The following is a 7,027-nucleotide window of genomic DNA, read 5'->3' on the forward strand; positions in this document are numbered from 1 at the left end:
AGGTTCATCAACTAAGCTCAGAGGTTCATCAACTAAGCTCTAATACTGATTTAAGACCATACTTTACTAGATGCAAGAGTCCTATACTCCATTAGGCATAACCACAGGCAATAAAAAATATCTCTATGTCTAATGCTCGATACTTTTCTACGAGAGGCTGCGCCCTAAGCGTAGCTATGCCGCAGGCTTTACGGCAATGCTCAGTAGAAGTGCCCCATATTCAATTCCCAGTCCCTTGTATTTGCGATCGCAAACTGACTTAAACTAAATATATGCCTTTAGTAGAAGTAAATTTAAAGGCTATGTTCGATATTTAAATAAATAGGAAGTATCAGGAACGACTGAACTCAGTCTTAACCCTACTTGCAGTTGCCTTGAAAATTTGCTAGTCGCTTGTTATTGCAACAAGTGTGGCTTTTAAGGAATTGATTGCAAATGCTTCTAGAAAAAGTATCAAAAGTTTTCTTCTCCGCTAATAAAAGCTCCTATGCCTCATTTCAACCCTTAGAAGTGAGGCAATTTTTTATGTAGCTGTACACCCACGCATGATTTTTTCATCAGCCATACAGGCAAAGTGTTAGTACGGTAATGTATTTCACTTAACCTCGTATATTGACTTATGTTTCATGTTTGCGTTTTACTGACACTATTTTTTCAGCTTCATTTACCCTAATCTGCGCCAACCCAAATTGTTCAATTACCGCCGCATTCGTCGTCAAATGCCTACTCACCTCAGCCACCCGGTAATGACTTTCCTGTGACGCTAAAGCAGCTGGCAATAATAACTGATCTGCTAAATGTTCATCAACTGCTGCGCCGGTTTTATGAAACTCAAGCAGTTGCTGACAAGCAATTTCTGCAACTGTTTCCGCCGACAACCGCAAACGCCCAAATCCACCAAAGCCGGTCAAACTGTTCTGATACTCAGCAGTTAAAAAAATACCCGCCCCAGGTGCCACACCTCTTTCTCGCAAAGCGTGTACAGCAACTTTCAAATGGGCTTCTCGTAACAAACTCTCGGCACGATTCGCCATCCGTTGGGGAATATGCGAAGGCAATTCTGTTACCACTGCTAGCCCTCGCACCTGTTGTAAATTTCCCCGTTCTAGCAAGTTGATCCCGTTGAGTTTACCACCGCCACTCACCTGCAACTGTACCTCTCCGCCACCTTTGGGAAACCACCCCCAAGCGCCTAACTTGACTTGGGCTTCTACACCCATGCGTTGCAATATCGGTAGATAAACTTGCTCTATGTACGTCACTGTCGGGCTAAAGTTTACATGAGTTCCACCCTTTAATGTTATCTGGGAATTGCCAGATGCTAGTGCCAAAGGTAAGAGTATTGTCTGTAAAACTAGAGCGATCGCACCCGCAGAACCACCAAGTTGTGCTTTACTAACATCAAAAGTATAAGTTCCAGCTTGCACAGCACTACCTGGGATGAATTCCAGCAGCATTGAACCCAAAGCATCACCCTGTAGTTGGGCATTACAAATTCTCGCCGCAGCCCGAACTGCTGTTAAGTGTTGTGCTGCTAATCCTGGCTTTTTGCGTCCAGCGCGAATGCCTGAAATTCGTATGGGTTCGCCAGTGATGGCCGCTAGACTTAAGGAAGTGCGAAGAACTTGTCCGCCTCCCTCTCCGTAGGAACCGTCAATTTCAATCATGAGCGATTTTGGAATGGTGGATTTTGGGTTATCCCCACGGCTCTTAAAATCAAACCACAAATTATAAACGTCTAACAGCTAGTTTTTTGAAAACAAGTTACACAAATATACAGAAAAAGTTCTGATATGTGTTTTTTGTAGTTTGCTAATTTTGAATTTGCAATTGAAGAACCTTACTTTTACCGGGATTCATCAACCGATATGGGTCAACTATTTCCTTAAATTTTAACTGCTCAGGATCAATAACTTTTCTGCCGCCATCTTCAATAATAGGTGTTTCGCACAGGCGGCTGCAACTTTTAAAACCTCGGCTTCATTAGCGGGACGCACTACGATATCCCCGACTTTTCCCTCTAGTTTCGGCACAAGCACCGGGCTAAAGGTGTGATAATCCTGCGATAATTTTGCGACTTGGGCGGAGTCGGTGATGGTTTCTATGCCTTCTAGAGAATTAATTAGGGCATCCAATATCGTCATAGCTTATACCAAGTTGTCTTTGATCGTATTATTTGCTCGGAAGTCAGTCCAAGAGCCACCTTAGTTACAAACAAGACTAACTTTGGCAACTTGGTATTATATCCTTTTTTTAACGCAGAGGGACGCTGAGGGAAGCGCAAAGGTTCGCAGAGAATTAACTCCTCTGCGTTCCTCTGCGTAAACCTTTGCGTTCCTCTGCGTTTTAAAATCCTAGTTTTCTTGTTTCACTGCACTTTCATGCCACTTACTTAATATAAAGTCAGATAGGGCACTCAAGCTGACAAAAATTAATACACCCAACCCAGTTGTGAGAAATAATGCTGCAAACATCCGAGGAATTTGTAAGTTGTAGCTGGAGATTAAAATCCGGTAAGCAATGCCAGATTTTGCCCCACCAGTACGGCGACAAATTCGGCTACAACTGCGCCAATTAATGTTAAACCACCGCTAATTTTTAAACCACCTAAGAAATAGGGCATGGCGCTAGGTAAACGGAGATACAGCAGAGTTTGCCAGCGAGAAGCTTTGTAAAGTTGAAATAGGTTGAGCAAGTTCCGGTTAACACTGTTGAGTCCTAGTGTAGTGTTGGATACGATAGGGAAAAAGGCGACAATCCAACCATACTGTTAAAGAGTGATTTCCACCTTGCATCACTCATCGCCCCAACACCTTGTTTTTCTACTGCATCAGAAAGGATAATTCCATATTGTTTTAGCTTTTGAATGCTATAGACAAGTTGCTCATCCGTCATTTCTAGATTATCTTTTTTAATTAATTGATTCCCTGGTTGAGAATTTTCTAAGTAGCTATACCAACCTTTAATTGAGGCATCAACAAATCGCTGCACTAATTCAGGATTCTTTTCTACTAGTTCTTTTTTTGTTTCAATAGTGGTTGCATAGGGTTGATAACCATAATCTGCTAATAAAAATACTACTGGCTGAAAACCACCCTGCTTCTCAATAGCAAAGGGTTCAGATATAATATAGCCTTGTTGGGCTGAGTTTTTGTCAATCAGAAAAAGAGCAGGATTAAAGTTGTAAGGGCGCTTTTGATTGTTGGTAAAACCATACTTTGCTTCGAGTAAAGGCCAGTAGGTAATATTAGCAGAAGTAGAGACATAAATTGGTTTGCCTTTGAGGTCTGCAAGGGTTTTAATTGCTGGGTTGGGATGTGCAATAAGACACCAGGGGTCTTTCTGGAAAATTGCTGCGACTGTGATTTTGGGAATACCTTGTGCTATGGCATTCACGGTATCTATGCCATAACCCATGAAGAAATCTACCGCATCCCCCTATCAACAATTGAGTACCACTGGGAACCTGCGGGCCACCCATTTTGATACTTACATCTAAACCATAGTCTTTATAAATATCAGTGGCGTAGGCGCAGCCCTTCGTAGACATCGCCTGGTAAAATCCGCCGTGTTCTGCTTGTGCTATCCAATTTGTGCCAAATGTAACTTTATCAAACTGAGAATTGCTAGTTGATGGTTGGTTACTGTTACTACAACCAGCAATGAAGCTACTATCAATCCAGATAGAAGCGTATTGAATAAAATTGCGGCGACTAAGGCGATGAACTGCTGTTGATAAGGGTGATGACGGATTCATAAAACAGGATGATATTCTCTTCTATTTGCCGCTGTAACTGAATCTAAATGTACATTCTAGAATCAACTTTTGATTCACTAGCGAATAGGGCTGAATTTCTAAAGCAGCTTTAAAAGCTTTGATGGCTTCACTATACTCTCCTAGTGCTGCATAACACAAACCCATACCGTGAAGCGCCCCAAAATGTATTGGATTTATCTGCACAACTATCTGACAATCTGCCAGAGATTTTTGATAATCTCCAATACTGTAATACAGAAAAGCACGTCGATTCCAAGCTTCGGCAAAATCTGGCTGGTCTTTTATTAGTGCTGTCAGGGCTGTTTCGGCTTCTGTAATTTCACCTGCATCAAGTAACTTTTGACTGCGATCAATTATTTCCAGCCCATAAATTCCCTTTTGCTGAAACCAAATCCGCCAGATTTTTCTGGTTGCTTTTTCGCGGACTGTGGCATCTGGGTTTTTCAACTCTTCAAGTAAGGAATTGATAGGTAAAGAATCCATGAATTTAAGATCAGTGAATATACGTTTGTATTAACTTTCTCACAAAATATATCCATTAAATGATTTTTAAAGCCATCTTTAAATTTGCGGTATTTTATTGCTAATTATGAATTTTCTGTGTAATTTATTGTATTCAGCATACGACTAATACCACACTCGATATTTAGAGTTATAAAAATAAAAACTGACTATAGGTAGTTGACAAATACTTAGTGACTAATAGCTTATAAAAATATCCCCAAAAAAATAATGACTATGCCAAAGCAAAACGACGTTTCCAGGCATATTGTTCTTACTTCTCATCCTAGTAGCTTTGGTCCTAAACCAATCCCCATTCAATGGGGAGCAGCCAACCCTATGGAACGCGGGCCGATCATTGCCACGCTAACTAAACAGGTACATCGCAATGTGATTGGCACTCATTCTGGCAGTTATGCGATTTATCGCGCTCTAGCAGTGGCTAGCGGTGCTTTGCAGTCTGATCATCGAGCGGATTTGAGGAATACATCCCCAGTAGAGCATATCGGACCTCATCCTAGTTGGGCTGACCCTGATAAAATAGTATCTTTCGACCCGTCAAGAAGGAGGCGATCGCGCTGATGCCTACTTTACCCGTACAGAATGTGTCGCTTTAACGCAGTTGGCGAAAGTAGCAGATTATACAATTGAAGTCATGCGCTGCGAGTACCCGGATCTAGAAATTCCATTTCACAGTCGTTGGCGACATTTTGAAGTTGGGGGTGTACCGCGTTTAACTCAGTTTGATAGCCAGTTAGCGGGACTAACGCCTCTGTAAAAAGCTGCTGCTAAGTTTGATTTGGCAAAGAAAACCTTGTCAAACATGAATACATCGACGGCTATATCTACGTAATGGCTGGAGCGCTTGACGCACACGTTACTATTTCTCTTAACCTGGCATCTCTCCTCCGTAATCATGTGCGCGGCTCTGGTTGTCGTGTTTATATCGCTAACATGAAAGCCCAAATTGAATCTCTAAATCGCTTTTATTATCCCGATGTTATGGTTACTTGCGACCAACGCGATCAAGAAACGCCAGCTTATAAAAGATTTTCCTGTTTAATTGTCGAAGTTTTATCTAATTTTATTGAAGCCTTAGACTGGGGCGACAAATTCGCCGATTATCAAACCCTGGAAAGTCTGCAAGAGTATGTTTTAATTAATACAAAACGTCAGCGATTCGAGTGTTTTCGACGCAATGAGCAGAGGCTTTGGGTTTTACAATCTTACACAGCAGAAGATAAATCATTTCGACTCAACAGCGTGGATTTTAAGGAAACAATAGCAGCACTTTACAAAGATGTAGTTTTTGAATAATCAACTTATGATTGGGTATGCTACACAATCTTTAGTAAACTAAATATCTATTAATATCTTCAAGGCTTCCTAACCCGGCGGAGGCATTGAGCAAAACAGACACAATTGATTGTATAAAAGTTATGGCGCTCATAGTTCAGAAATACGGTGGTACATCTGTCGGTTCAGTCGAACGTATTCAAGCTGTTGCACAACGAGTTTACAAAACTGTTAAAGCTGGAAACTCTCTTGTAGTAGTGGTTTCGGCAATGGGCAAAACCACCGATGGACTCGTCAAACTAGCTAATGAAATTTCTCTAAATCCAAACCGCCGGGAAATGGATATGCTACTTTCCACTGGAGAACAAGTCACCATCGCCTTACTTAGTATGGCTTTGCAGGAACTCGGACAACCCGCAATTTCCATGACTGGCGCTCAGGTAGGAATTGTTACCGAAGCCGAACACAGCCGCGCTCGGATTTTGCATATTGAAACTACTCGCCTAACTCGCCACATAAATGCAGGTAAAGTAGTTGTAGTAGCAGGCTTTCAAGGTACATCCAACGCCGGAGAAATGGAAATTACAACTTTGGGGCGTGGTGGTTCTGACACATCGGCGGTGGCGATCGCAGCCGCATTACAAGCAAATTTTTGTGAAATTTATACAGACGTTCCAGGGATTTTAACTACAGATCCCCGCTTAGTTGCCGAAGCCCAGTTGATGGATGACATCACCTGCAATGAAATGTTGGAACTAGCTAGCTTGGGGGCAAAAGTGCTGCATCCCCGTGCTGTAGAAATTGCTCGCAACTATGGTGTTCCCCTAGTAGTTAGGTCTAGCTGGACGGATGCCCCCGGTACTTGGGTAACATCAGCCAAACCCCAAGGGCGATCGCTAATCAATCTAGAAATTGCCCGTCCCGTGGATGCTGTAGAATTTGACACCAACCAAGCAAAGGTGGCTTTGTTGCGCGTACCTGATAAACCAGGCATAGCAGCAAGGCTATTTGGCGAAATTTCTCGGCAAAAAGTAGACGTAGATTTGATTATTCAGTCAATTCATGAAGGTAACAGTAATGACATTGCTTTTACTGTTACAACACCAATATTAAAACGGGCAGAAGCAGTAACAGCAGCGATCGCGCCATCACTGAGGAGTCCATCTAATCCCAAATCTGACGAAGCCGAGGTAATGGTAGAACATAAGATTGCCAAAGTCAGTATCGCAGGCGCGGGAATGATTGGGCGTCCCGGTGTAGCTGCGAAGATGTTCGCTACCCTAGCAGAAGCAGGCGTGAACATCCAGATGATTTCCACCAGCGAAGTGAAAGTAAGTTGCGTAGTCAATGCAGCCGAATGCGATCGCGCCGTCAACGCACTCCAAAGTGCTTTTGAGATAGAGGCAGGGGAGCAGGGAGCAGGGGGAGCAGGGGGAGCAGAGGAAGCAGGGG

Annotated in this window: 5 protein-coding genes and 5 pseudogenes; 4 read left to right on the top strand and 6 right to left on the bottom strand. The window is 42.7% G+C overall.

Annotated elements, in window-relative coordinates; genetic code table 11:
- Positions 1-617 precede the first annotated feature (617 nt).
- From rtcA to ACFE90_RS25110, 6 genes and pseudogenes are all read right to left on the bottom strand, one after another.
- Complete coding sequence (gene rtcA, locus ACFE90_RS25085; protein ID WP_375505170.1) at positions 618-1,667, bottom strand: RNA 3'-terminal phosphate cyclase; 1,050 nt, start codon at positions 1,665-1,667, stop codon at positions 618-620.
- A 273-nt stretch (positions 1,668-1,940) separates the two neighbouring features.
- Positions 1,941-2,144: pseudogene (locus tag ACFE90_RS25090) on the bottom strand (FAD-binding protein); the annotation flags it as partial.
- Between the two features lie 359 nt (positions 2,145-2,503).
- Positions 2,504-2,695, bottom strand: a complete 192-nt coding sequence (locus ACFE90_RS25095; RefSeq protein ID WP_375505171.1) for an ABC transporter permease subunit — start codon at positions 2,693-2,695, stop codon at positions 2,504-2,506.
- Between the two features lie 23 nt (positions 2,696-2,718).
- Positions 2,719-3,396, bottom strand: coding sequence for an ABC transporter substrate-binding protein (locus tag ACFE90_RS25100; protein WP_375505172.1), 678 nt, complete (start codon positions 3,394-3,396; stop codon positions 2,719-2,721).
- Positions 3,299-3,757 carry a hypothetical protein gene (locus tag ACFE90_RS25105; protein WP_375505173.1) on the bottom strand — a complete coding sequence of 153 codons (459 nt, stop codon included), beginning with the start codon at positions 3,755-3,757 and terminating at the stop codon, positions 3,299-3,301. The genes ACFE90_RS25100 and ACFE90_RS25105 overlap by 98 nt, the downstream gene beginning before the upstream one ends.
- Before the next feature lie 21 nt (positions 3,758-3,778).
- On the bottom strand, positions 3,779-4,261 hold the full coding sequence (locus tag ACFE90_RS25110; protein ID WP_375505174.1) for a tetratricopeptide repeat protein: 483 nt from the start codon (positions 4,259-4,261) through the stop codon (positions 3,779-3,781).
- 255 nt (positions 4,262-4,516) lie between these two features.
- Between ACFE90_RS25110 and ACFE90_RS25115 the strand changes: the two are divergent.
- The 4 pseudogenes from ACFE90_RS25115 to ACFE90_RS25130 all read left to right on the top strand — a co-directional run.
- Positions 4,517-4,837, top strand: a pseudogene (locus tag ACFE90_RS25115) (hypothetical protein); the annotation flags it as partial.
- Between the two features lie 55 nt (positions 4,838-4,892).
- Positions 4,893-5,054 (top strand): annotated as a pseudogene (locus ACFE90_RS25120) (DUF1688 family protein); the annotation flags it as partial.
- 41 nt (positions 5,055-5,095) lie between these two features.
- Positions 5,096-5,596: pseudogene (locus tag ACFE90_RS25125) on the top strand (Uma2 family endonuclease); the annotation flags it as partial.
- 122 nt (positions 5,597-5,718) lie between these two features.
- A pseudogene (locus ACFE90_RS25130) lies at positions 5,719-6,984 on the top strand (aspartate kinase); the annotation flags it as partial.
- Between the last annotated feature and the right edge of the window lie 43 nt (positions 6,985-7,027).

This window comes from uncultured Nostoc sp., from assembly GCF_964245445.1.
In the GTDB taxonomy this organism is placed as follows: Bacteria; Cyanobacteriota; Cyanobacteriia; order Cyanobacteriales; family Nostocaceae; genus Nostoc.